This window comes from Microvirga rosea (assembly GCF_020595095.1).
Lineage (GTDB): Bacteria > Pseudomonadota > Alphaproteobacteria > Rhizobiales > Beijerinckiaceae > Microvirga > Microvirga rosea.
In genome coordinates, this window is the sequence record NZ_JAJDOP010000017.1 from 1 (window position 1) to 23949 (window position 23949).

The following is a 23949-nucleotide window of genomic DNA, read 5'->3' on the forward strand; positions in this document are numbered from 1 at the left end:
GGAGCAGGCAAAGGCGAAGCCGACCTTGCTGGGATGGTTCGTCGGCCAGGTGATGAAGCAGACCGGCGGCAAGGCCAACCCGCAGGCGGTGAACGAGATGCTGAAGGCGAAGCTCGGTATCGAATGATCCACGGCGACATCCCGGCGAGAGCAAAGTATGTTGTCGCCGTGCCATCGCTGAGATCGGGTTCACATCGCAGAGCAAGTCTACTGACAGATACAACAGGCTCGACGCGATTGTGACGCGCGGCTTGGCGCTATCACCCTAGTTCCATAAGACGAAGCCGCGCCTCCGAGCCACCTAGCTTTCCGATAGTGAGTTGCGGAACACATCGACCTTCGTCTCTAGGCATCGCCGAAGACTAAGGTCTGTCGAACCGACTGCATACCAGCCCTCGGGCTTCTGGTAGAAATCCAGGCCGCGGCCGACCTTGATGGTCCAGCCGTTATCCAATCTGACCTCACGGTCATGCATCTTTTCATTCAGCCTGACCTCGAGCGCCACGTCATATTCCAAGAGGCTCTGCTTGAGCTCGTCCAGCTTTTCCTGGAGCCCAGCCATATCGGTCTGTTGGTCGCAAGAAGTGATGAGGGTATCCGAAACGCCGCCTCGTCCCAGGTTCCACTGCCCAGAAGGATTGCGGTTGAACTGGCCCTTCTGACAAAGCACGCGCCGGAAGGCGATCAGTGGTTCCACGAGGCAAAGTATGACGGCTACCGCATGCTGGCTGGAATCGAAGATTGCCAAGCCCGTCTCGTGACGCGAAACAACCAGGATTGGACGCACCGGTTTCCAGAGCTGGCCGAAGCTCTCGCCAGATTCGCCCCTCGCGGCACGATCTTCGACGGAGAAATCTGCAAGCTCGCTGACTCAGGCCTCAGTTCGTTTGCGGCCCTGCAGCAGGCGCTCTCAGACGAGGCGACAGCGGACTTGGTCTATTACGCCTTTGATCTGCTTTTCCACGAGGGGGTCGATCTGCGGCAACGTCCGCTCGAGGAGCGTAAACGGCTACTAGCTCAGATCCTGACCAATGCCCCACCAACCGTTGTTTTGAGCCAGCACCAAGTCGGTAATGGGCCGGAGATATATGCCCGAGCCTGTTCCCTTCACATGGAGGGCATTGTCTCGAAACGGCGGACGTCGCCCTACATCGGGGCTCGCAGTCCCGACTGGCTCAAGACGAAATGCCTCAATACCGAGGAGTTTGTCATTATCGGCTATACCGATCCGCAGCGTTCGCGGGTCGGCTTCGGGGCCCTTCTCGTTGGTTATTACACCCCATCTGGAGAGCTGACCTACGCCGGCAAGGTCGGGACCGGTTTTACCACCGACCTCTTGTTGTCGATGCACGACATGCTGAGCTCGATCGAGCGGAGTTCACCAACTGCGGTCTTGCCGAAAGGCACCTACATGCGCGCTCCCGTTCATTGGGTCGAACCCCGATATGTCGCACAGGTCGAGTTCTCCGAGTGGACTCGAGACAATATCCTCCGCCATCCTGCTTTCCTTGGACTGCGGGAAGATAAGCCCGCGCGCGAGGTCATCGTTGATCGGTCATCTCAGTAGGATCGGAGATCCCGTCGCGGCGTATCCAGCATTTCCTCGAGAGCGGGATTAATTTTCCCTGGATCAAAGCCCGATGAAGTGTCATGCCGTCCTAACCCTAGGACCTTCCAGCCTCGGGTTTTGTTTATCCAAGGGCGGACAATAGATGCTTAGAGTCAGTATGATCGCTGCTTCGGTCGCCTTGTCGGCCATGTTGATGTGCCCCGCCTCGGCACAGACTGGGACGAAAGGAGCAGAACCGAGAGCAAGCTCGGGCCCGAGCCCTGTCTATGTTAACGGATCCTGGCTAGTTCAAAAGCCGGATAGCGTTCCGGGGAAGAGGATCTACCGTCGGTACTCCTTCACGAAGGATATGGACCTACCGAACGTGATGCTCTTTCAATGTCCGAAAGAAAGACGCGAATTCGTTCATCTCAGTTTGGAGATGAAGCGAGTTGGACCTATCGGCGCGGCCTTCTCAACTGAATTCGAGGATTTCCAGGCGCGGTTTCTCGTCGATGACAAGAGGAGCTTTTCTCTCCCTGGGGAGCTTATCAAAACCGAACTCTTTTTTGACCGCACTCCTGAGACCGCCGATGATTTCGACAGTCTCCTCATGGCACAGGAGTTTCAGATGAGACTCGGTCAGCGGCAGGTCCGGGTTATTTTTAAGGTGCTGCCTGAGTTCACCAAGGCATTGCCCGACATCCTTAAAGCCATGAAGGCCCCTCCGGCGTCGTTCCTAACGACTCAAGAGGCTATACGCGACTGTCGCCTATATCGTGCTGAGGCCTCGTAGCGACTAGTCTGCAAGACGCACTCACCCTCGTGGGATATGCGGACATTCGTAAGGGGGCATACAATCGTCCTGGTTCATCCCCATGATTGAGGCTGCAAGTGGGCTCTGTTGGTCTAAGTCCCTAGAGGCGAGGAAGGTCTTGACCGCGTTCACAAGCGCCGGCTCTACGCTGACCCTGGCCTCGCCGTGGACCCTGAGGAAATCGGCTGCTTGCCCCAGCGCATCGAGCATCCTGACGATTTCGACAACAGTGCCGACAGTGATATTGACGGCCTGCCTGCCGCTATAAAGACGGGGTTCGGTCATTGTTCACCTCTCAGAATGGAAGCAGTGACTGGTTGATAATGACGGTGTTGGCCCGGTTATTCAGTTCATAGCGGATGATGTTCTGCTGGATGGCGAGGGCGGCGCGGCGCTCAGCCGGTGTTCCGGAAGCATTGACGAGCTGACCTCCGAAGACCTTTATTGCTTGGGCTTCGGACAAGGATTCCACGGGCCGGGAGAAGGCAACGATGAGTTTGTGAATGTCGGTGCGGCTCGCAGTCGCCGTAAACGTCCCATCTGCCAAGCGCACTTCGTCTCGGATCGGCGAAAGATGAATGCCCGGAGTTGCAGAACCGAAGATCTTCGTCTCAAACTGCAGGTTATTGACGACCGTTGGCGCGCCCTGAGGCTTGTCGGCAGGCCCTCCGAGATTGGCGAATTCAGCGAGGTCGACGAAATCGTCAATCATTTTAGCAAAGCCGACATTCCCTGTGATCGGGTACATGTAGTCTTTGTCTAGGTTTTTGTCCTTGCAGTAATTTTCCTTCACGTCACGCAGGAGACCCACGAAGGTATCGGTGACGGTGAAGTTCTGGATATTCTGCCGTGAGCGATCGACTCCCGCACTAAGGCCTAGAGTCCGCGTACCACGAAAGAAGGTGTGTAGCAGGCTTGCTCCGCCGCCCAGATTATTCACCTCTTGACCATCGAAGCTGAAATTATAGGCGATCGCCGCCTGACCGTACTTGCCGATATAGGATCGTGTGATCTTGTCGAGCGGCCAAAGATTGATGATGTTTGGATCGATCTGGTCGTGAGCGAGCCTATCACCGAGTTCCTTCGCTTTGGGGTCGGATCTACTGAGCAGCCAGTAAGCCAGTTTGTCTTTGACTGCCTCGCGAGCCTCGCAGCGGATCTTCTTCACGATCTTGAAGCTGGAATAGCTTGTCACATCATCAGGCAGTGGAGCGATGGCGCAGCCGCCGGCTGCTAGGCCGAGGCCTAAGATTACTAAGCGCGATGCCGTTGCGCTCCACCAAGCTGCCCCCATGGCACACTCCGGTTTTTCTCGCAGGGCAGCGTTGCAGGACGGTTAGGAAAAGACAGAGCAAAAACGGATGATTTCCCGTCTCTTTGGGGCAATCTCAGCGGACGTTCCGCGTCGGGACATGGATACTCGATCGCGTTCCGGACCTTGTTCGGCGATGTCCAGCTCAAAAGCCCGCGCTTCTACGTTCCCAAAGAGCGGCAGGCCAACTGTCCGGCAACGATCTCGCCTCTGACGCAGTTGCTTCCCGATCATATTGCGCCGGAGCGCCTGTACCTCGAGACCCGCTGGGCTTCGCTTGTCCCCTATGCGGCAGCCGCCGATCTCCTGGCCGACGTGCTTCCTATCGGGAGCGGCGTCAATGCAACGACGGTCCGTCAGCATGTGCTCCGTGCCGCCGAGCGGATGGAAGACGATCTCGCTGAACAGCGGACTTCATTCACCGACGGCAGAGATCCTCGCGAGTGGGAGGATCTGCTGATACCGGATGGGCGGATGGTCATTGGCCTCGACGGCGGCTACATCCGCGATTGGCGCGAGAGAAAAAAGAACTTCGAGCTCATCGTCGGCCGGTCCATGCCCGAAGAGGGAGACGCCCGATACATCGGCTTCGTTCATGGTTATGATCGCAAGCCGCATCGTCGCATCATTGACCACCTCCACCGGCAGGGTTTCCAGGTCGATCAGGATCTGACCTTCATCACAGACGGCGGAGAGGTCCGTGTGCTTGCCGAGCGGATCAGCCCGTGCAGCGAGCATGTGCTCGACTGGTTCCACATCACCATGCGGATCACGATCCTGCGCCAGTTTGCTCAGGGACTGGTGCACCATGACAAGGAGGCCGGGACGGCGGCTCTGGATGAGCTGCGCCGGATCAAGTGGTTCCTGTGGCACGGCAACACGTATCGCGCTCGGGAGGCTATCGATAACCTTCTCCTCGACCTTGAGGCTCTCGACAGTCGCTATCCCAACCTGCGCAAGTTCAAGATCGCGATGCGGGAGTTCCAGGTCTATATCGTCAGCAATGAAGCGAGCCTGATCAACTATGGCGAGCGCTACCGGTCCGGTGAGCGGATCTCCTCGGCCTTCGTTGAGGCGACGGTGAACGCGGTTATCAGCAAGCGCTTTGCCAAGAAGCAGCAGATGCAGTGGAGCCGACGCGGGGCTCATCTGCTGTTGCAGACGCGGACCAGGACCCTGGATGGCTCACTGCGTGCCGCATTCGAGCACTGGTATCCCGGCATGATGAACGACAATGACAGGGGTCGCAGACAGGCCGCTGCTTGATTGCCCCACAAAACCTCATGCTCTCCACAACCGCCCCCGTAAAAGGGCGAGTCGATTTCAAGACCTTCCCCTAGGCCGGGCAATAGACCGCTGTAGATCTGGCGTATGTCCCAATATACATTTTAGTACTTCCGCCCTGCGTCAATATACGATCTAATAGAGCCTGATCAAGTCTATAGTCAGTGGAGTAATCAGTGATCCAGTCCCTTGTAATCGATTACAACAGGAGATTTGTTCATGGACACCAAAGTGAAAAGGCGGAAAGACAGCCGGGATGATCAGTCGACCGCTCACTACAGCGGCCGCTTACTGGCAATCACGAGTACCGGGCCTGTCCGAAGAGTACGGATAGCTGGCAGAGCTCTCCCGGTGGCTTCGGCCCTAACCGTCTTGACCGAACTTGCTGATCGCGCCGGCGGCGTGGATAGATCATACCGGTCAACGATCGCTCAACGGGTTAAGGGCAAAGCGGCGTATGAGGCGTGGATGAACTTCTACACGCCCCTCTCTCTCGGGCTTCTAACCCTTTCAGCTCGCGACCGTCTGTACGTGCTGTTCGAGATCCTTCGCCATATTAAGCGGGAAAACTCCGCTGCCGGCGTAGAGCCGCTTCTGGCGTCCGCTGTCAACGCCACTTGGCCCTTGCTGTCGGTCGAGGGCCTAGAAACGATCGTGGCCATAGCCAAACGACGTATTGCCGAGTCAACTTTCGCCACCCGGCACGCGACCTCTGTCTCTGACGCGACATCCATGACGACGACATACCTCGCACCGGGCGAGCTACAGCGCATAGATGTGAGCCAATGGATCGATGAGTGGCGACTCCAGCCCACCAGGAACTTCTGGGGAGTGACGGACGCGGCCGCGAACGGGCTTCTGGGCCGACTGGGCTTCGGTGGAGGACCTGCGGGTACGTTCGGCAGCTGGGGCGGGCCTGGACTGCCTGGCGCTAATGGCGACTTCGGCTACGGCGCCCCGGGCGGGTTCGGCGACATCCTTGGCCGACTGGGTTTTGGTGGAGGGCCTGCGGGCACATTTGGCAAGTGGGGCGGATCTGGGTTGCCTGGCAGCAACGGTGACTTCGGCTACGGCGCCCCAGGCGGGCTCGGCGACATCCTTGGCCGACTGGGTTTTGGTGGAGGGCCTGCAGGCGCCTTTGGCAAATGGGGCGGGCCCGGGTTGCCAGGCGGCAACGGGGGCTTCGGTGCCGCAGGCGGGCCTGACGACGCTCTCGGCAGGATTGGTCTCAGCCGCGGCCCGTTTGGTGCGTTCGACCCTGGGATCAATGGAGGGGCCACGGGGTTTGGCGCGGGGCTAGGACAGAGTGGGGCGATGCACCCGGAGGGCGATGGTTTCGGGCACCATCTAGTGGATTTCGCCAAATCCACGTGGCAGGCAGTAACGTTTGGCACGGCAGGCGTCAATGCTGCCGGTAAGCTCTTTGGTGAAAGCGCCGCCCCAGACGCCGCCAAAGACGCCGCCTCAGAAGCCGCCAAAGAAGCCGCCGCAGAAAAAGCCTCAGGACCCCTTGAAGTCGCCTCAAAGGCCACTGCTTTAGTGATACTAAGCCTTGGCGGTGCTTATTTGGTTGGCTCCGCACTAGCGGCTGCTGAGGATGCATCGGATGAGGCTACCAAAAAAGCTTGGGTGCCATCGACGCCCGTGAATCCTGGCGATGGTCAGCAAGGAGGCGGCCAGCAAGGCAGTGGTCAGCAGGGAGGTGGTCAGCAGGGAGGTGGTCAGCAGGGCGGTGGTGAGCACGGTGGTCATGGCGGGCCCGATTCCGATCCGAAAAAACACCGTGAAGGCGACAGCTACCCCGACCCCGACGGTTCAGGTGTAGGCCCTGTGGATCCCACGTGGATCCCTGTCGATGACGGACCTGGATCTGGTGGCGGGAATCCATTGTGGTCTCCCGCGTACGACGGCGACGAGCCGCCGGATCCAACGATGATTTGGGATGAGAATGGGGGTGGCGGAACACCTAACACGACCGGTCGCGGGGTCGTGCTTGAGTTAGTCGCGGGGAAGGGATTGCTTGCCGGCGTCGTTCAAGTCGGACCTAGAACGTTTCAATTAACGTGAGAGGCAGCGCCACCTGGAAGCACAGTGGTGAGAATGAAAAAACGACCTGCATCGGGCAGTATTTCACCAAAATACAATTGCTCGGTGCAGCGTACGAACCAGAAGACCACAAGCCATACCTAATGCGGACAATGTAAAGATCGCGGCGAACATCATGCTGACGTCAAGCTGGCCTGCAAGGGATTTGATGACGTATCCCAAACCGCTTGTTGCCGCAATGAATTCGCCAACTACACATCCCGTGAGGCTTAATACCACCGCGATCTGCAATCCGGTGAAGATGAAGTGTGCCGCCGACGGCAGCTTGACATCGCGCAGTGTCAACCAGCGACTAGCTCCAGCTGCTTTGTAGAGATCTAGAAGCTCCGACTTCGACGCATGCATTCCGGAAAAGGTATTCACGAATGTCGGAAAGAAGCACACGATCGCTGCGAGGAATACCTTTGACTCGGTCCCGATACCAAGCCAGACGATCAGCAGTGGTGCGATGGCGACGACAGGCATGGCCTGAAGCGCCACGACAACAGGGAAGATGAACCGCGCTCCAACCCTGAACTCTCCGAGAAGGACGCCTAAGCCGACCCCAGCGCAGCACCCGACAACAAATCCCATCGCAGCAGCCTTCAGGGTTGCCAGAACATGGACATGTAACGTTCCTCTGACCAGACCAGTGTATAGTGCGCTGCCTACATCCGCCGGTGAGGGAAGAACGGTCGGATCAACGGAGAAGAAGAAGACGGAATAATGCCAGACTGCGAGGAGGACAGTGAGAGCCGCCAAAGGCGCAAGAATCCGTCTCATAGTGCGCTCCTTGGAGCCAGATTGACGATGTTGGTGGCAGGCCTATGCCAAAACACAATTTTCTGACCGGCTGCGCGCACGAGCGCGCTGCTGATCAAGCCTAAGATGCCCAACGCGAACATTGCGGCAATCGAGGTGGTTGTATCCAGGGTATTGGATGAATTCACGATCAGGAAGCCGGTTCCCTGCGTGGCATTGATGAATTCCATGACCACGCATCCCACCAGGGCAAAAGAGGCCGAGATCTCGAGTCCGACGAAGAGTTGCGGAGCGGCTGACGGGATGCGCAGATGGAGCATAGTATGAAGTCTGCCCGCATTTGAGACACGGAACATATTGGACAAGTTCGGATCGACACTCTTCAATCCGGCGAAGGCGGACGTGAAAAGCGGGAAAAAGCAGATTAGAGCGACCAATGCGACTTGGCTCTGCATGCCAAATCCCACCCAGACGAAAACCAGAGGCGCAATCGAGACTTTGGGGATGGATTGGAAGCAGAGGACCAGAGGGTAGAATGAGTTCTCAAGAACCGGAAATTCCGTCAGTAGAATTGCCAGGCTGAGAGCAATGGCGACGCCGATGCAGTAGCCAATAAGGGAGGCTGTTATCGTGGCGCCGATATGGGGCAGCATGTCTCCGCCGACGATGCCCGACCAAAGCCGCAGAAGAACGTCGTCTGGAGATGGGATGAGATGTGACGGCGGCTTAAAAAGCGTGACCGCTGCATACCATGTAAGGAAAAGCACCGTTATTGTGAATAATGGAGCTAAGAGCGAAACGAGTTTGTCGGTGACCCTCAGCATGTGCTTTTCTCACCAAATACGTGCCGCAGGTGCCCGAGCAGGTCGTTGAAGTCCTTCCGAGCCATAGTCTCGACTGTGCGTGGGCGCTCGAGTGGAACAACCAGCTCGTCCACGACGCGCCCCGGTCTTCCTCCCATTATCAGGACACGATCAGCCAGGAAGACTGCTTCCTGAATGGAGTGCGTGATGAAAAGCACCGATTTGTGTGTAGAGGCCCAAATGCGTTGGAGCTCAATCATCATGTGCTCCCGCGTCATAGCATCGAGGGCTGCGAACGGCTCATCCATGAGCAGAAGCGCAGGATCGTGGATCAAGCCGCGAGCAACGGCTACGCGCTGCTGCATGCCACCTGAAAGCTCTGACGGGTAATGGTTGGCAAAGGCTTCAAGCCCAACGAGCTTGAGCAGGTCGAGAGCTTTGTCCCGGTAATTTTTGACAGGTAGCCCCATGGCGCGAACGGGCACCAGAACATTGTTCAGAACGGTCTTCCAGGGTAGGAGCGTGGCCTGCTGGAAGACGATGCCTACGTCCGAGCGAGGCGATTTGACAGGCCGGCCCTTGAGGTGGATCTCGCCTTCCGTTGCGGACAAAAGGCCCGAAACGAGCTTCAGCAAAGTGGATTTGCCGCACCCCGAAGGCCCAAGCACGGCCACGAACTCTCCCGGTTTTACATCGAGCGAGAGATTATCGAGGGCTCTGAGGGGGCCCCTGCTTGTCCCATAGGTGAGCGAGACATCGCGGATCGAGAGACCTGCTTTGTATGCCGAAGCCGTGTCGACGGTGTGCAAAACCGGCCATAAATTGGGTTGCGCCATCCGGTTCATTTCGCCGCCTTCCTGAGGACGTCCGTCCGATCCCAGCGGTTGGCCCCTTCGACGAACTCGCGTGTGATGAATAGATCCGGGTTCAGATCGCCTCGCTTTAGCTGGCCGCTCTGGTGCATCACATCGATAAGGTTCTTGATGGCACCCGGTTCATAATCTCCAAAGCGATCTTCCTTGGCTCCGCCGAAGACGATGTCCATGTCGAGCTTGGTGAGTTGGACATTGCTGGCGATGTACCCGGCCTCCTTCTCGGCGGTCGGCTTCGCCGCAGAATCATAGTCCCAGAAAGCACGGACGCAGCCCTCCAAGTTCGCCCTGCAAGCAAAGTTTGACTTTGCCATCACGCGCGCCATCTTTTCGACCAGTTGGGGCTTCTGGGCGATAGTATCATCGTGGGCGATCAGGCCGTTCGAAAAAAGAGACTTGTACTTCTCGGGAATGGGCAGACGCTTAATTTTCGTGCCGGCCAGAGCCATTGACTCATGCTGGTGGGCGAATAGGCTTAAGGCTTCGACTTGGCCCGAGCTCAACTGTCTCCAGGCTGCCGGCCCGAGGCCGACTGGCATCACCGCCACATCCTTCATCCATTCCACGCCTGAGTCTTTCATGATCGATTTCAGGATAGGGATGTTGCCCCAAGATAAGGCTCCGACGCCAAGCTTCTTGCCCTTTAAATCCGCAATTGAATTGATCGGAGAATCTTCGCGTACCACGAATTCAAAAGGGGAAATCGTATACGCGTTGTAGAAGAGCTTGACGGGGAAGCGCTCGTTCTTGTCCAAAGCTACCAATAGCAGATCGGGGTTTGGTAGGCCGAAGGTAATAGTCTTATTGGCAACTTGAGGCACTAGGATAGCTGTTCCTTGAACAGCAACGAATTCAGGATCCAACTGCTCTTCTTCGAAGAACCCAAGCTTCTTGCCAAAGATGAGGGCGGAGGTATAGGGCTGCCAGGGATTAGGAGCGCCGATCCTGATCTTCTCCGTAGCCGAAGCAGCGCCTACGCCGAAGAAACAAGCTAATGTGGCGAGGAGTGCACTCTTGAACGTTTTCATCTCTAGATTCCCATCTGGTTTGCAGCACTGCATGAGGCTTGAGCGCTCGGCCGGGTTTGCTTCACGCTCGTCCTTCTTGTTGATGCCCTAGAAAGACTGGGCCATTACCGTACAGCCGGGTGCCGGGCTGCAAGCATTTGTAATCCAACTTGGCTGGATTCATGGTAACCGCTGCCGGGGCAGCGAACTCGATGATGTTGCTCGTGATAGGAGCGAAATCGGCACGATAGTGGTTTGTGCTTTTAACAACCACGATACGATGCTCCTCCGGGTTCACGCCGACAGCACGGAAGCTCTCGCGCTCGACGTACCAGGTACGGACGGATGTCACGACAATGCGCACTCCGCCGCACCGGAGTTGAGCCATTTTACCGAGATTCATCTTAGTTCCGCCGAGCATGGGCCCGCGAAGGTCGAAGGGACCCTCATGTAGGCGCTCGACGATGAAGGAGCGCCGTAAAGGTTGGTGACCGGGCATACCCTTGCCCCCAAGGTCGACGACAATCTCGGCGGCTTCTCCGGCGGCATGTGCGAGTGCAGCGGTATCCGGATCGTATAGCAAACCGACGGCGGCGTCCGGTGCGCCGGCGCGCAGCAGCGCCTCGATAGCCCAGATCGTGTCTGAGGTTGCTCCGCCGCCTGCATTGTCCTGGACGTCTGCCATCACTATTGGCTTGCTTGTCGACAAGGAGAGAGCCATTCTCACTGCGGTGTCGACATCAGGCAAGTTGACTGCAAAGTGGGCTTCGGTGGCGAGTATTTCCGCCTCCAAGCAAGAGATGGCCCGCTCAAGCTGTTCCTGATTCGGGCCATACCCATAAACGCAAGGCCTGCACTGAGGCACATCAGCCAAGGAAAAGCCCGTCATGAAGGACAAGCACGTACCCTCTCCGGCTTCCTTTTCCAGCCTCTCCAAAGTTGAATAGAGGGAGCGACAGGGCTCCTCCATCGTCGTTTGCAAATATATCGGCATCAGGAACGGTATGGACCGGAATGTCTTCGCATGACGTGGGCCTCCGGCGAGCAGGGGAGCCAGCAACCGGTAGGCGCGTGCGCCCGTCTCGAGCATGTCCACATGTGGATAGGTGCGGTACGCGGCAATGCCGTCCGCGATCTGGATCATTTCCGCCGTGACGTTGCCGTGAGAATCCAGTGAGATGACCAAAGGCACATCCTCTCCGATCAGTGCCCTCACGCGCCTCAAGACTTCCGCATCCGCGTCCTCGACATGTTCGGCAACCATGGCGCCGTGCAATTCCAGAAACACGGCGTCAAGGCGTTCAACCCGGCGTAGCGCGTCAAGCATTTGCGACATGATGCGCTCGAAGCATTCCCGCTCAAGACGACTGGCGGGAGGAGCGAAGGCATGGATGAGCGGTACGAGCTCATGTCCATCCCGCCGTGCAGCCTCGGCGAAACCATGAAGGCTGAATTTGCTCGGAGTCTTCGTGAAGACATCCGACCCAACGGGAATCCCGCCGCCCATCCAGTCGCCGAAGTCCGCATACTTGGTAGGGAAGGGAGCGAAGGTATTCGTTTCGTGAGCAAAGCCAGCGACTGCAATCCGCATGTCAGCACTCCAGATTGACATCTCAAAAAAATTTCATAAGCTTCATAAACATGTCAAGTGGCGATTATGATGAATCATGACATTTTAACGGCCCCTTCTGAGCCGCAGGAAAAGTTGACGGAGCAGGCCTTCCGGAGGATTCATTTAGGAATCCTGTCCGGCCAGCTAAGGCCAGGAGCGCCGGTGACGGAAGTGGACCTGATGGAGCAATTTGAGCTTACGCGTGCTCCCGTCAGGCACGCCATAGCGCGGCTTGGGCATGAGGGCTGGCTCGTCGCGCAGTCGAAACGCCGTTACGTGGTCAAGCCCATTACCTTGCGCGATGTCCGAGAGGTGTTCGATCTGCGCAAGCAGCTTGAGCCGGAGGCTGCATTGCGCGCCGCTGGCCGCGTGAACGAAGCTCGTCTCGCACAGTTCGACGAGATCATGAGCCAGACCTACGATCCCAATGATGCCGAGAGCGAAACACGGTTTTTTGCCGCTAATTCGGCGCTGCACTGCAGCATCGCCGAAGCGGCAGGCAACCAGCGGATCACCCAGATCGTGAAGAAGCTCCATGACGAGAGTGAGCGCATCCTTCGTGTCGGCATGCGCTACATCAATTGGAGCCACAATTGGCAGCACGGCCACGAAGAGCTGATTTCCGCGCTGGTCTCGGGCCAAGGAGAGTTAGCCGCGCAAATCGCTCTCAGGCAAATCAATCAGTCGGAACGTATAGTCATGGATGCCATGACGGAACTTCTCGACGAAATTAGCTTCGGTCTGGGACCGGACGTTAGGAACACCAAAGTATGACCAGCACTTACGGTCTGACGGCCAGATTCAATCACATTTCTTTGCTCAGCGAAGAGACTCCTCTGGTCGAGCATAGCAGCTTGGGCGAGCGGCTCTCCGGCATAAGGCTATTCATCAAGCGTGACGACATCGCCACTGTTGGCGGCGGGGGTAACAAGCTCCGCAAGCTTGAATTCGCTGTCGGCAAGGCGCTGGAAGAGGGTGCGGATACCCTGGTCACTTTCGGAGCGCTGCAATCCAATCACGCGCGATTGACCGCGGCCGTAGCGGCTAAGCTCGGCATGCAGTGTGAGCTCGTCCTCTCGAAGCGCGTGCCCCGAAGCGGAATACTGTACGAAAACAACGGCAATGTGCTGCTCACAAAGCTGTTTGGGGCAAACGTTCATATCCTATCTCCGGACGCTGATCCTCTCGAATGGTGCGCCCATCACCTGGGAGTGCTGCGGCAGCAGGGGCGGAAACCCTATGTAATTCCTTTCGGCGGATCGGATTGCCTAGGTGCGCTGGGCATGGCGCATTGCGCGTTCGAGCTTATAGATCAACTCAAGAGGCAGAATGCAAAGGCCGACCACGTGGTCGTTGCCAGCGGGAGCGGCGGCACTCAGGCAGGTCTCCTGGCAGGTTTGCACGCCGCTGGCTCCGATGCCCGGGTTCATGGCATCAGCGTTCTGCATCCGGCCGAAAAGCTGTGCGAAATCGTCTCCTCCATCGCTAAGGAGGCTTGCACCGCCATGGGAGATAAGCCCTTCGATGCTTCCAAGGTCCAAGTGAACGATCGGTACGTCGGCGCCGGATATGGCATTCCCTACGACGGAGTTCTCGATTCGATTCGCATGCTCGCTGGAACGGAAGGGGTTCTCCTCGATCCGGTCTATACCGGAAAAGCCTTTACGGGGCTTCGGGAACTAGCCGAGCAGGGAGCATTTGCGCCAGGCGAGACGGTCGTTTTCATCCACACTGGAGGTCTGCCGGGTCTGTTTGCCTATTCGGACGAGTTCACGTCCGCAGAGATGGTCACAGCCTCCAGCTCCACTGAAAGCAGGGCTTATGCGTAGCGATAACGAAGCTCGAATCAAAAGCCTAAAGGACGCTCTCTATACATGGGCGCTCGGGGATGAGCGCTTGAACTCCGATGTCCGCAGCGGGCGGTTCGACGCCGAGGTTGATGAAGACGCAGCGGCCATTAACAGGCGGCAGAATTCGTTCAAGGTCGATCAGGCATCCACCGGAATCGTCGAACATGCCTCGTTCACCGTTGCGCTCTACAAGGCTTTACGTAAGCGGGATCTCGATGCTCAGGAGGCAGTTGCCGCACTTGTCGCTGCAATGTCTAAATGGGTGCTGGAGAATGCCGAAGCCTATTCATTCGCGCGGCTCGGCGTTAGCAGGGCAGATCCAGGAGGGGCTTTCAAGAGCATTCGTGAGAACTTCAAAAAGCGCGGCGAAGAGCGCTTCGGCTCGCATTTCGTCTATGAGCAGGAGATCAGCGATGAAAAGCGATCCTTCGTGAACATCACGCGCTGCTTGTACAACGACCTCCTACGGTCGATGGGATACCCCGAGGTGATTCCGGTGTTCTGCGCCATGGATACGATCTGGGCGGCTGATGTCACGCATCCCCGCTATGGCGTACAGTTCGATCGACCCACGACGCTGGCCATGAACGCGGACAAGTGCAGGTTCCAGTTCTCCAAGGCCGGCACCTCCGCAAAATAACAAAAAGAAGGGCGAAGAATTCCGAGGCCTTTCTCCTGATTCTATATTCTTTGTCTGCTCTGATGACATGCGAGCGAGGACGAACGTCATGGGCCTTTCCTCACAGAATCCAGTACAAACCCAGCACCCCTCCGAAGATGTCCCGGATCAGGTGCGTGCTGGCGAACCAACGGTCTGGTTCAACCCTTTCCGTCTACCGACTTCGCAAGCCTTCGAGGCGGTTGAGCTTCAGGTGGTTGAGGTCGAGGCTGCCGCTGATCGTTGGCGCCGCTTCGCTCCGTTACTTGCCTGTCTCTTTCCCGATGTCCGCGAGACGGAGGGACGTATCGATTCGCCGCTGCTGCCTTTATCCAATGAACTCTCGGAGCGCGTTACGGGGGATCTCTCGGACACTGTCCTAGTCAAGGCCGATCATGCCCTTCCCCTCACGGGCACTATCAAAGCTCGTGGTGGCGTCTACGAAGTTCTTGTTTATGCCGAAGAGCTAGCGCTTCGTGAGGGGCTCATCGGGCAGGGCATCGGTTACGATGCTCTGTCAAGCGAAGAGGCCAAATCTCTGTTCTCGCAACATACGCTTCTGGTCGGTAGCACAGGAAACCTCGGCTTCAGTGTCGGCGTGATCGGCCGGGCCCTGGGGTTCAAAGTCGAGGTTCATATGTCGAGCGATGCGAAAGCGTGGAAGAAAGCACGCTTGCGCGATATCGGCGCGAAGGTCATCGAACATGATGCCGATTACTCGATGGCTGTCGCGGGTGCTCGCGCTTCGGCATCGAAGCGAGGCGCCTGCCACTTCATCGATGACGAGAACTCTCGTCTCCTTTTCTTCGGCTATTCTGCGGCCGCCCTTGATCTCGCTTTTCAGATCAGAAGTGCAGGCATTGAAGTTTCTGAAACAAGCCCAGTCGCCGTGTTCCTTCCCTGCGGAGTTGGGGGTGCTCCTGGCGGAGTGGCCTTCGGCCTTAAAGCGATCTTCGGCGATGCTGTTCAATGCATCTTCGTGGAACCCATCGCCTCTCCTTGCATGCTCGTGCAACTCGCTACAGGCATCGAACGCGCAGTCAGCGTTTACGAATTCGGCCTAGACAACGAGACGGCTGCGGACGGCCTCGCCGTTCCTCAGGCGTCAATGCTGGTCGCTAGATCCATACAGCCGCTCGTCGACGCGGTCGCAACTGTCTCCGATCACAGCCTGTTTTCCTGGGTCGGAGCTTTGTGGGAAGAGGCGGGAATAAGGCTTGAGCCTTCCGCCGCTTCGGGATTTGCAGCTGTCGCCCCCTATCTCAGGGGCCTGAAGATGCGAGGGGCCCGGCTTCCCACAACCTGCATTGCCTGGACCACTGGCGGCTCAAAGCTGCCGAGCGATGAATTCGAGAAAGTTCTGGCTCAGGCGAGGACTTAAAAAGGCCTATGGTAGAACTGATCTGGCAGAGCATCCAATGAGCAGTCGTGCCTTGGTCAACAGGCGAGAGGGCTTTGCCTTGGCTGCATTAATCTCCGTGTTCGCGCTGAGCCAAGCCTTTCGCACCCTGCCTGCGATCATCGTTCGCGATATCGAGCAGGCATTTCAGGCGACGCCTGAGCAGATCGGGACCTATGCCGGGATCTTCCATTTCACGTTCGCCATGATGCAGATCCCGGTTGGGATCTGTCTTGATCGCTATGGCTCTCGGACCGTGGTCCTTGTCTTCACGGCTGTTGCGATCGCTGGCGCGGGCTTGTGCGCTGTTGCCCCATCGTTTGCCGGCCTTCTGCTGGGTCAGGCCCTGATTGGAGTTGGTTGCTCACCGGCACTTATGGCTTCCCTGGTCTATATCTCTCGTGAATATCCGTCCGGCAGGTTTGGGCCGTTGTCGGGTCTGATCGCAGCACTCGGCGGCTTGGGTATGTTACTGACCACAACACCGCTTGCTTGGTGCATCGAGCATACATCGTGGCGTATTGCAGTCGGAGTTCTCGGAGTCCTGTCTGCGCTCAGCCTGCTGGCATGTCTGTCTTTTGTCCATGAGAGCGCCAAGCCGGCAGGACGCACCGAAACCGTCGCGCAAGCAATCAAGGAGATAAAAACTGTCGTCCGGCGCGACACAGCAGGAATCTTCGTGTTGGGGTTCGTCACCTATGCAGCCGTCGTCGCGATCCGCGGGCTATGGATCGTTCCAATCTTCGTGAACTGGCACTCCTTCTCATTGAGAGAGGCAGGCTACGTCGCCTTTGCGATGACAGTCGCAATGATCGTCGGGCCAGCCCTGGCGGGACCACTCGACCCCGGGCCGGCATCAAGGCGTGGAGCAATTATCCTCATCTCGGCTGGGTTGACACTTGCTCTTGCGGTGTTGGCCCTCGGTGCGGGATTTAGCGCAACCGGCAATGCAGCAGTGACGGTGCTCGTCGGCATGCTTTCATCCGTAACTGTCCTGCAGTACGCGTATATTAGATCAAACTACCCGGCCGCTATGATTGGCCGAGCACTCGCAACGTTCAACATGTCCGTATTTCTGGGCATTGCTACAGTGCAGGGCGCTTCGGGTGCAGTTGCGGCCTGGGCTGTCTCAGCCGGTCTGGAACAGTTCTCCGCCGTGTTGTGCTTCATAGCCGTGACCACGGCGGCGGGTTTGCTTCTCTTTTCAGTTCTTCCGCGTCCTGTAGAGAGGCTAGTCCGAGCCAGATAGATGTCCTTTCAGGTGTCTCCGCGCCTTGAGAGGGTGCTAAGGATTTACTCAACAAGAAGAAATGCGTATGAACACTCAAGAAACGCCTGCTTCTGAACTTCCGGTTCGGCAAATCACTCTTGGTCAGGATACTTTCCCCTATATTGACGTCGGATCCGGCTCTCCCGTCGTGTTCCTGCATGGCGCGCTCGGCGATCTGAGAACGTGGCGCCGGCAATGTGCTGCTCTGTCGGGCCGCTTCCGTTGTATTGCCTATACACAGAGGTACTTTGGCACTTCCCCTTGGCGGACGAACGGGCCAGCTTTCGGCACGGGCACACACGCTGACGATCTCATGACGTTCTGCGAAGGTCTCGGCGTCGGGCCGGTGGCGCTTGTCGCTTGGTCATATGCCGGACATGTGGCGCTTCAAGCGGCATCCCGGCGTCCTGAACTGTTCAATCGGATCTTCATTTATGAGCCTGGCGTGCCGAGCTACACGACCGACAGTGACGAACTTGCCGCTTTCGGGCGCGATGCAGAGGCCATGTTCGGCCCCATTTTCCAAGCGGTGGGCAGGGGCGACACCAGAGAAGCCGTGCGCCTGCTGATCGACGGCTCGGGCGGTGAGGGCTATTTTGAGAAGCAAACTGTCGAGTGCCGACAGATTGAGTTAGATAGTGCTCACACCATGCCCTTGCTCCTGGCTCAGGCTGCACCGCCATATCTGAGTTGCGACGACCTCAGCAGTCTGCAGATGCCGGTTTCGATCGCCTGGGGAGAGGCTACGAGGCCTATCTTCAAGATCACGTCACGGGCGGCAGCCCGTTGTCTCAGCAAGAGCCGGCACATGGAGGTGCCAGGCGTTGGCCATCTCTGGCCCGATCAAGACCCAAAGGGGTTTTCTGAGCTGGTGGGAAAGTGGCTCGATAGCTGAGCAGGACGGCAATTGATCTTACCTGGAATTCGAACCGGGCATACCGGCGATGGAACATACCAGATAGATGCTAGGAGAGGATCCAGTCTACTCATCACTCACTTGTAATCTGGACCGGGTTTGACTGGCTTCGTTTCGGAAACTTGAGAAGGGCATACCGAAGCCCGTCGAATGAATCATTCAGATTGCAAGACCTAAGGGTTGATTGGCGAAACGGACTTTGCCTATCGCTGCAGCTCAGCCGAGCTGGACTTTCCAAAAATCGAGAACGGCTTCGACTTCAGTCTTCGGATAGTGGAGGTAGTCGGCATTCGCGAGGTCGCTCCGCATCTTCTCCTTGCGCCTCTCAATTTCGCGCTTAATCCGGGCGGTGAAGGGCGCCGTCCCGGGCGGCAGCACCCCCGGACGATCAGGACTCGGCCAGCTTGCAGGATAGTCGGTTGGGATCCAGCCTGTGCGGACCTGATCCGCCTGCGCCCGCACGCTCTCATGCTCACAGGCCCAGCCGTATAGGTGATAGGAGCAGACCCGCAGCATCGCCTTGATCTCGGGCACCGTGTCTGTGAAGCCCTTCAACGACGTCGGTAACCAGACCATGTTGGCGACACACGAGAAGAAGCGAGGGTCCTGGACGACGCTACTTCGCTGCGCGAAAGATGGATCGTCGTAGCCCCAGATGTGGCAGACGGTCCAATTCTTGGGTCTCGGCAACGCCACATCGAGCGCTGCGAGCAATGCGTTGAGTGCCGCGACATTCCCTTCGAACTTGTCGGCAGTGACACCCGTCGCCTTACGTGTGTTTGTGTATCGCCGTGTCCAGCTCGCGTCATAGAGCGGACGCCCACGCGCCGTATGAGGCGCCCATACCGGCAATGCCTTGAACGTATCGGGGTGGACCCAGCGCGCGGTTCGCTCGATCAACTCGACGATCGCTGGGATATCCTCTCGCAGCACGGCGTTGCCATCAGGCACGAGAAATCCGTTAGCCAAAGGTCTTCCGTCTCTAATTGTGCCCGGCGACCGAGGCACTCCGATGGAGCATGAACCTCTCCTGTAACACCTATGCGCGGCCAACGCATCCAGATACGCGGCCGATCGGCTGACCCAATGACGAAGGAGAGCTTAGGCCGGGCGAGCGGTGCCAAGGGAGAGCTGAGGGCTCATCTAGATCAACAGACAGATGCACTGTCAGTTTCAGAAGACGGTCAGAATAATCTACTTGAAGGCGCTCCCTTGCGATGTAAGGGACTTTGTTTAAGGTTGAAGGCTCCGACTAGCGCAGCGGAGTTGGCCGGACTTTTGCAGTCGCGTTACGCCAGCGATTTCTGTGATCATTGGCGTAAGCTGCTCATTGTGTCCGCGGGGCTATAGAAAGAGGTCCGCATGAGCCTAATCCCAAAGATTCGCCTTGTGTCCACAAACAGCAAGCTTCTAAGTGATCAAGTTATTGAGTTTTCTAGTCACAGAAACGCAGTACGATTGCTTGTCAGAGAGTTCTTTGGTGACAATCAATACTCTGGTCAGCGCCTAATCGGCCTGCGAATAGAGTTTCCAGGAGATGACTTTTCGTCTTGTGAAGCCTTGTTGAACTCAAGTCAGGTGAATCAACTTATCTCGTGCGTGAACGAATTGGCTGACATCGCAGAGCAATCGCACTCCGTAAAGCAGCGGACAATATCGAACCCGTTCGGCTCCAGATGGATCGGTCGCTATTTCAATGATATTTTGATCGGGTACAGGGCGAAAAAGCGATAATAAACAAGGAATTCACGATCGGCTATGAGTTTGGAATCAACAGCGCGAGCATCGACCTACGATATAATTCAAAATATGATGAAGCCTTTATCGTCCTTACATTTTGGTTCACATCTTTAAGCAGTATCATCAGGATTATACCGATCAATCGCGCAAAGCTGTTCGCGTCTTCGCTGGAGCGACAGATCCAGATCGCGCGAGAGCGTTTCTAAAGGCTTGCAACAGTTCGGTTGTCATATGCAGCAGCTGAAAGTAACGGCTTTAGCCCCGCGGTGTACGCCCTTTATCACTTAGTTCGAAACTGACGCAGGCACTAGACTACCTCCGTCCCAAGAGAAACGCCCGGCTCGTCTGAACTTCTTCATGATGAGAGTAAGGGCAGCGATTGCTTCTTCATCAAGAGCTTGCTTGATTTTAGGAACGTTATTTCCAAAGAAGAAGGGGACGTTTCGGACCATTTTGCCGTGTTTTTGGCACAACGCATCGAACAACCGGAACGAGCGCTGAAACTCCGGGGTCTCGATGCCTGAGAGCAATACAAGCCCTACTCGACGCATGAATTCTTGATGCGAGAACAAGTGCGTCAGATGGCGCTCAATGTCTTCATCCGCGATCGCAAGCCTGGCTCGAAATTTGTTCTTTACACTGTTAGGAAGGGTAATTGGGAGAGCGTCGGCATACGCAATCGGGGAACACTCTTGCTGGCGGCATAGCACCTTTAGTTCCCGGGTTGTCAGGCCTATTGTCTGCCCGGCGATGCCGTAGGAGCTATTCCAGAATGCACAACGAGGACCTTTTCCATGGTCGAAGTCATAGGTGTCGATCCCAGTGGAAAAGCCAGGATTATCGGAGTTTGGCTCCCGGCCTACGACGAGGACGAGATCGAAGTCTTTCTCGAGGGTCTTTCCGTAGACCGCTATTGCCGGATGTGCTTCGCCCATATCTGCCCCTTAATTTGCTCTTGAACTGCACGGTATCTGAACGGCTAAGGTTCACAAGAGCTCGGCTATAGGACCTGCAAGAAGGCCCAAGCCAGCCGCTGCTCGACCCCTTACAACTTTCGGTAGATACGGCGCGGGAGGTATCAGAAAATTCCGGCCCAGTACCAACCAGTAGTCGAAAAGACGTGAGTTGGGCCTATTCATCCTGGTCTAATCTGCCGTGCCGTTCCAACGTCTTTATCATTGCCGAGTTTGCATTTTTGAAGTTTTCGAGCTGACCTGCCAGACGGTGTTGCCATTTCAGCCCGTGGAATAAGTTGTTCCGAAAACGGTACACGATGATGAGAACGGCCGTGACGCAGTCATCAGGGGCGTTAGTCCTCCCCCTGATGACGGTTTCAACAAGGCGGGCGTTATCATTCGACCGAAGGCAGAGGTTATTGAAGTGCTCTGTTAGGCTTCCATTGTGGAAGTAGCGATCTCGGAAATAGGCCAGTTCGTCGGCGTAAGCGCGAGCATCGAGAGTGCCGCTCCGATTCCAGGCGTGAACGCAGGCTTGGATCCGAGCCGCGGAGGCATTTGTCCCTAGAATCCGCGCCTCAAAAACGCTCCATATGAGCCCAAACTCCATAATTGCGGAGTGTTCATCTGCGGAAAGGGCAGCAAAACCGCGAACATTATCCGTCAACCACTTAAAGCTCATATCATCCTCAACAGGCGGAAATTCCTATGTATTTATGGTATTTCGTACAGCTGCGGAAGGCTCGCAACGCCTTTAAGAAGCGGGCGCCCATGTTGGCCGCGAACAACCTGGCAAAATTCATGTGACTAGGCGAGGAGATACCTTGCCTCCCCTCGTGTTCCTTGTATGTTCCCCAGAGAAGGCGGTTAGGTTCGCGATGACACGGCAGGCCTGGGATGACGTTGGTTGATGCTCTAGACCACCCTCAGGAGGATAGGCAGCAAGGCCAGGGCGGCATCCGGAAGATCATCCATATCGATGCCGACGCATTCTATGCGTCCGTAGAGCAGCGCGACAATCCGGAACTGCGGGGAAAGCCTGTTGCCGTCGCAGCTCTCGCGCCCGCGGCGTTGTAGCAGCTGCAAGCTATGAGGCTCGGCGCTTTGGCGTACATTCGGCAATGCCGTCCGTCACCGCGATGCGCAAATGCCCTGAGCTGATCTTCGTAAAGCCGCGGTTCGATGTCTATCGAGAGGTTTCGCTGCAAATGCGCGAGATCTTTGCGGAGTATTCCGACCTGGTTGAACCCTTGTCGTTGGACGAGGCATATCTCGACGTCACACACGACTTAAAGGGCATTGGCATCGCGACTAAGATCGCGGAGGAGATCCGAGCCAGGGTTTTTGATCGCACCCACCTAACTGTTTCGGCAGGCGTGGCTACGTCAAAGTTCCTCGCGAAAATGGCGTCCGATCAGAACAAGCCAAACGGCATGTTTGTGATACCACCTAACCGCAGCGAAGCGTTTGTGGCGGAGCTGCTCGTGAAGAAGTTTCACGGCGTCGGGCCGGCGACAGCCGCAAAGATGCACGCGCTGGGAATCTACACAGGCGCCGACTTGAAAACGAAGTCCCTCACATTTCTTGAAGAGCACTTCGGCAAGGCAGGCGAGAGCTACTATTGGATCGCGCGGGGAATTGATAATCGGCCGGTTCGGCCAAATCGTGCCCGAAAGTCGGTTGGTGCGGAGAATACGTTCGAGCGCGATCTGACGGCGTTGGGCGATCTGCAGGAGCAACTCATCCCGATTGTTCGCAAGGTTTGGGAGCATTGCGAAGTACACGGAACTCGCGGGAGGACCGTGACGCTGAAAGTGAAATATGCCAACTTTGATCAGATCACACGGAGCCGATCGATAATCGGATTGGTTGAATCGCGAGAAGAATTGAACGATATCGCCCAAGGCCTCCTGCAAGGGATAATGCCGCTGCAAATGGGAGTTCGTCTGCTTGGCGTGACTCTATCTGGTCTCAGCTCTTTGACGCAAGATCAGCATGTCCAAATGCTTCTAGACCTGTAGGGCGACGAAACTTCGAATCCAATTGCGTGCTCCTTCCCGCCTACTCACATGACGCCTTTATGGGACGGCCACTCGGGTTAGACTATTTAGTGGTATGCAGCCGCACGAGACGTCGCCTGCCGTCGCGCAACCTGCTACACAGTTCGGGAAAAGCGGCTGACTTCGCTCATTGAGCTCCTTCGAGGGGTGTAACTATGCTCCGGAGTGCCCTGCTCATTTCCCTTTTAGCCGCCCCAGCAGCGAGCCTAGCTCAGAGCGCAAAGATTGTGGTGTTCGACTCTGCATGTATCGCGAGAAAAACGAACGAATGCGCTTTGGAGATGAAAAAGCCACAGCATAAGCGCTCCGCGCAGTCGACGTGCCCCGGAGACTCGGAAGCTGCAAATGATGGGCTCTGCTACTTCCATCCTGTCGCAGTGTTTTCGATGTGCGAAGCCAAGGCTAAGGCTGAGTTCGACAAAGGCGAGAACTGCGCGCGTGAGATCAATATAGAAGCGAAAGTCGATGCTCTTACAAAGCTGATGCGCGACGATTTTGTCGCCGCCCTGCGAGAGATCTTAGCCGAAGCTAAGGGGGAAGACAGATAGGGTATACGATGAGGCGGCATCTTACACTGCTAACGTTCATCGCTTTGCCGATAGCGCAGCCGGCTTGGTCGGACGAAGTAAGGGTATTCGACGAAGTGTGCGTCGCAAAACTTGCAAGAATTTGTATCGTACAGAAGGCCAAGGCGATGCCTTTGCAGCGCAGGGATAATCCCCCAAGTGCGCGTCCTCCGATTGGACGCTGTCCTCCGGGGTCGGAGTTCTTTGCGCGTAATGAGATTGACGATACCGAACGTTGCATGACCCTCTCCTATCAGGACTATATAGAGTGTACTTCATGGGCTCGGATGAACTACGCTCTGCCCGGAGCTCAAAGCTGTGAACGAACGATTAAGATTGAAAACCAGTTAGAAGCTCTGACGAAATATCTTCGCGACGATTGGACCGCCGCAGCTAAGGAGATCTTCAACGAGGCGAAGAGATCCGCAGCC

22 protein-coding genes and 2 pseudogenes are annotated in these 23949 nt (G+C 56.7%); 13 read left to right on the forward strand and 11 right to left on the reverse strand.

Annotated features, from left to right (window positions below; all coding sequences use genetic code 11):
- Positions 1-127: hypothetical protein (locus tag LJD17_RS21910; protein ID WP_227386377.1), on the forward strand; the 127-nt coding region annotated here is incomplete at its 5' end.
- Positions 128-301: 174 nt separating this feature from the next.
- Here LJD17_RS21910 and LJD17_RS21915 read toward each other — a convergent pair.
- On the reverse strand, positions 302-748 hold the full coding sequence (locus tag LJD17_RS21915; protein WP_227386334.1) for an MIT C-terminal domain-containing protein: 447 nt from the start codon (positions 746-748) through the stop codon (positions 302-304).
- Here LJD17_RS21915 and ligD point away from each other — a divergent pair.
- Entirely contained in the window at positions 659-1567 is a 909-nt protein-coding gene (gene ligD, locus LJD17_RS21920) for a non-homologous end-joining DNA ligase (RefSeq protein ID WP_227386378.1), read from the forward strand. The two genes, LJD17_RS21915 and ligD, sit on opposite strands and share 90 nt — an antisense overlap.
- Before the next feature lie 160 nt (positions 1568-1727).
- Positions 1728-2345 (forward strand): hypothetical protein, encoded by a 618-nt coding sequence (locus tag LJD17_RS21925; RefSeq protein WP_227386335.1) that lies wholly within the window; start codon positions 1728-1730, stop codon positions 2343-2345.
- 21 nt (positions 2346-2366) lie between these two features.
- Here LJD17_RS21925 and LJD17_RS21930 read toward each other — a convergent pair whose 3' ends face one another.
- Complete coding sequence (locus tag LJD17_RS21930; protein WP_227386336.1) at positions 2367-2651, reverse strand: hypothetical protein; 285 nt, start codon at positions 2649-2651, stop codon at positions 2367-2369.
- A 10-nt stretch (positions 2652-2661) separates the two neighbouring features.
- On the reverse strand, positions 2662-3534 hold the full coding sequence (locus LJD17_RS21935; RefSeq protein WP_227386337.1) for a hypothetical protein: 873 nt from the start codon (positions 3532-3534) through the stop codon (positions 2662-2664).
- Between the two features lie 225 nt (positions 3535-3759).
- On the opposite strand from LJD17_RS21935, the pseudogene LJD17_RS21940 reads away from it, so the two are divergent.
- Positions 3760-4944, forward strand: a pseudogene (locus LJD17_RS21940) (ISKra4 family transposase); the annotation flags it as partial.
- Positions 4945-5430: 486 nt separating this feature from the next.
- Positions 5431-7029 (forward strand): hypothetical protein, encoded by a 1599-nt coding sequence (locus LJD17_RS21945; protein ID WP_227386338.1) that lies wholly within the window; start codon positions 5431-5433, stop codon positions 7027-7029.
- A gap of 63 nt (positions 7030-7092) precedes the next feature.
- Here LJD17_RS21945 and LJD17_RS21950 read toward each other — a convergent pair whose 3' ends face one another.
- The 5 genes from LJD17_RS21950 to LJD17_RS21970 all read right to left on the reverse strand — a co-directional run bounded on the left by LJD17_RS21950 (position 7093) and on the right by LJD17_RS21970 (position 12082).
- Complete coding sequence (locus LJD17_RS21950; protein WP_227386339.1) at positions 7093-7830, reverse strand: ABC transporter permease; 738 nt, start codon at positions 7828-7830, stop codon at positions 7093-7095.
- Positions 7827-8633 carry an ABC transporter permease gene (locus LJD17_RS21955; protein WP_227386340.1) on the reverse strand — a complete coding sequence of 269 codons (807 nt, stop codon included), beginning with the start codon at positions 8631-8633 and terminating at the stop codon, positions 7827-7829. Before LJD17_RS21955 ends, LJD17_RS21950 begins: the two co-directional genes overlap by 4 nt.
- Positions 8627-9448: an ABC transporter ATP-binding protein gene (locus LJD17_RS21960; RefSeq protein WP_227386341.1), complete on the reverse strand. Its 822-nt coding sequence runs from the start codon at positions 9446-9448 to the stop codon at positions 8627-8629. The genes LJD17_RS21955 and LJD17_RS21960 overlap by 7 nt, the downstream gene beginning before the upstream one ends.
- Positions 9449-9453: 5 nt before the next feature.
- Positions 9454-10512 (reverse strand): ABC transporter substrate-binding protein, encoded by a 1059-nt coding sequence (locus LJD17_RS21965; protein ID WP_227386342.1) that lies wholly within the window; start codon positions 10510-10512, stop codon positions 9454-9456.
- 61 nt (positions 10513-10573) lie between these two features.
- Positions 10574-12082, reverse strand: a complete 1509-nt coding sequence (locus LJD17_RS21970; RefSeq protein ID WP_227386343.1) for a M81 family metallopeptidase — start codon at positions 12080-12082, stop codon at positions 10574-10576.
- 69 nt (positions 12083-12151) lie between these two features.
- On the opposite strand from LJD17_RS21970, the gene LJD17_RS21975 reads away from it, so the two are divergent.
- The 6 genes from LJD17_RS21975 (at position 12152) to LJD17_RS22000 (ending at position 18175) form a co-directional block, all read left to right on the forward strand.
- Positions 12152-12877 (forward strand): GntR family transcriptional regulator, encoded by a 726-nt coding sequence (locus LJD17_RS21975; protein ID WP_227386379.1) that lies wholly within the window; start codon positions 12152-12154, stop codon positions 12875-12877.
- On the forward strand, positions 12874-13932 hold the full coding sequence (locus tag LJD17_RS21980) for a D-cysteine desulfhydrase family protein (RefSeq protein ID WP_227386344.1): 1059 nt from the start codon (positions 12874-12876) through the stop codon (positions 13930-13932). The genes LJD17_RS21975 and LJD17_RS21980 overlap by 4 nt, the downstream gene beginning before the upstream one ends.
- 67 nt (positions 13933-13999) lie before the next feature.
- The gene (locus LJD17_RS21985; protein ID WP_227386345.1) at positions 14000-14593 is read left to right on the forward strand and encodes an L-2-amino-thiazoline-4-carboxylic acid hydrolase; all 594 of its coding nucleotides are present in this window, start codon (positions 14000-14002) and stop codon (positions 14591-14593) included.
- Positions 14594-14681: 88 nt separating this feature from the next.
- Positions 14682-15992: a D-serine ammonia-lyase gene (locus tag LJD17_RS21990; RefSeq protein ID WP_227386346.1), complete on the forward strand. Its 1311-nt coding sequence runs from the start codon at positions 14682-14684 to the stop codon at positions 15990-15992.
- Entirely contained in the window at positions 15955-17259 is a 1305-nt protein-coding gene (locus tag LJD17_RS21995) for an MFS transporter (RefSeq protein ID WP_227386347.1), read from the forward strand. The genes LJD17_RS21990 and LJD17_RS21995 overlap by 38 nt, the downstream gene beginning before the upstream one ends.
- Positions 17260-17326: 67 nt before the next feature.
- A complete protein-coding gene (locus LJD17_RS22000) occupies positions 17327-18175 on the forward strand; it encodes an alpha/beta fold hydrolase (RefSeq protein WP_227386348.1) in 849 nt (282 codons plus the stop codon).
- Between the two features lie 237 nt (positions 18176-18412).
- On the opposite strand, the gene LJD17_RS22005 is transcribed toward LJD17_RS22000, so the two are convergent.
- The 3 genes from LJD17_RS22005 to LJD17_RS22015 all read right to left on the reverse strand — a co-directional run bounded on the left by LJD17_RS22005 (position 18413) and on the right by LJD17_RS22015 (position 21574).
- Positions 18413-19147, reverse strand: a complete 735-nt coding sequence (locus tag LJD17_RS22005; protein WP_227386349.1) for a hypothetical protein — start codon at positions 19145-19147, stop codon at positions 18413-18415.
- A gap of 1073 nt (positions 19148-20220) precedes the next feature.
- A complete protein-coding gene (locus LJD17_RS22010) occupies positions 20221-20871 on the reverse strand; it encodes a hypothetical protein (protein WP_227386350.1) in 651 nt (216 codons plus the stop codon).
- 196 nt (positions 20872-21067) lie between these two features.
- Positions 21068-21574, reverse strand: a complete 507-nt coding sequence (locus LJD17_RS22015) for a hypothetical protein (protein WP_227386351.1) — start codon at positions 21572-21574, stop codon at positions 21068-21070.
- 215 nt (positions 21575-21789) lie between these two features.
- Between LJD17_RS22015 and dinB the strand changes: the two are divergent.
- Both dinB and LJD17_RS22025 read left to right on the forward strand, forming a co-directional pair.
- A pseudogene (gene dinB, locus LJD17_RS22020) lies at positions 21790-22913 on the forward strand (DNA polymerase IV).
- A gap of 194 nt (positions 22914-23107) precedes the next feature.
- Complete coding sequence (locus tag LJD17_RS22025) at positions 23108-23500, forward strand: hypothetical protein (protein WP_227386352.1); 393 nt, start codon at positions 23108-23110, stop codon at positions 23498-23500.
- The last annotated feature ends 449 nt before the right edge of the window (positions 23501-23949 follow it).

Coding starts and splice junctions, on each gene's coding strand:
- LJD17_RS21975 (WP_227386379.1), top strand. CDS start 12,152: ATGAATCATGACATTTTAACGGCCCCTTCTGAGCCGCAGGAAAAGTTG.
- LJD17_RS21955 (WP_227386340.1), bottom strand. CDS start 8,633: ATGCTGAGGGTCACCGACAAACTCGTTTCGCTCTTAGCTCCATTATTC.
- LJD17_RS22000 (WP_227386348.1), top strand. CDS start 17,327: ATGAACACTCAAGAAACGCCTGCTTCTGAACTTCCGGTTCGGCAAATC.
- LJD17_RS21960 (WP_227386341.1), bottom strand. CDS start 9,448: ATGGCGCAACCCAATTTATGGCCGGTTTTGCACACCGTCGACACGGCT.
- LJD17_RS21980 (WP_227386344.1), top strand. CDS start 12,874: ATGACCAGCACTTACGGTCTGACGGCCAGATTCAATCACATTTCTTTG.
- LJD17_RS21950 (WP_227386339.1), bottom strand. CDS start 7,830: ATGAGACGGATTCTTGCGCCTTTGGCGGCTCTCACTGTCCTCCTCGCA.
- LJD17_RS21925 (WP_227386335.1), top strand. CDS start 1,728: ATGATCGCTGCTTCGGTCGCCTTGTCGGCCATGTTGATGTGCCCCGCC.
- LJD17_RS21990 (WP_227386346.1), top strand. CDS start 14,682: ATGGGCCTTTCCTCACAGAATCCAGTACAAACCCAGCACCCCTCCGAA.
- LJD17_RS21995 (WP_227386347.1), top strand. CDS start 15,955: ATGAATTCGAGAAAGTTCTGGCTCAGGCGAGGACTTAAAAAGGCCTAT.
- LJD17_RS22010 (WP_227386350.1), bottom strand. CDS start 20,871: ATGGGCGAAGCACATCCGGCAATAGCGGTCTACGGAAAGACCCTCGAG.
- LJD17_RS22015 (WP_227386351.1), bottom strand. CDS start 21,574: ATGAGCTTTAAGTGGTTGACGGATAATGTTCGCGGTTTTGCTGCCCTT.
- LJD17_RS21930 (WP_227386336.1), bottom strand. CDS start 2,651: ATGACCGAACCCCGTCTTTATAGCGGCAGGCAGGCCGTCAATATCACT.
- LJD17_RS21965 (WP_227386342.1), bottom strand. CDS start 10,512: ATGAAAACGTTCAAGAGTGCACTCCTCGCCACATTAGCTTGTTTCTTC.
- LJD17_RS21970 (WP_227386343.1), bottom strand. CDS start 12,082: ATGCGGATTGCAGTCGCTGGCTTTGCTCACGAAACGAATACCTTCGCT.
- LJD17_RS21945 (WP_227386338.1), top strand. CDS start 5,431: ATGAACTTCTACACGCCCCTCTCTCTCGGGCTTCTAACCCTTTCAGCT.
- LJD17_RS22025 (WP_227386352.1), top strand. CDS start 23,108: ATGCTCCGGAGTGCCCTGCTCATTTCCCTTTTAGCCGCCCCAGCAGCG.